This is a genomic window from Paenibacillus sp. F024, assembly GCF_057814255.1.
The window spans coordinates 1-286 of sequence record NZ_JBVASZ010000158.1 but is presented as its reverse complement, the minus strand read 5'-3'; the positions used below and the strand labels follow the sequence as shown (position 1 = coordinate 286).

The following is a 286-nucleotide window of genomic DNA, read 5'->3' as shown; positions in this document are numbered from 1 at the left end:
CGATATTGTCGGCGAGGAAAATCATATCGAACTTTCCCTATTCCGCTGTTTGGGCAACCTCTCTATAAAAATTCAGATCCAGGATTCGCGAGGAGCCGGCCACCGGATGTCTCCACGCTGCAATATGATGACCGACATAATAAAGAAAAGCACCCAAATGCATTTGTCTTGGTTAAGTATTCATAAGCCTCTCCTCTTTAAACCGAATTTTGAAAAAAAAAAGACAGCGGGAAACTCAACATGAAAAACGTTGGTCTCCGGCTGTCCGGTCGAATCCTTATAATTC

Annotated in this window: 1 protein-coding gene; it reads left to right on the top strand. The window is 43.4% G+C overall.

The window, feature by feature from the left end; genetic code table 11:
• Positions 1-244: hypothetical protein (locus ACZYR9_RS27780; protein ID WP_488981516.1), on the top strand; the 244-nt coding region annotated here is incomplete at its 5' end.
• Between the last annotated feature and the right edge of the window lie 42 nt (positions 245-286).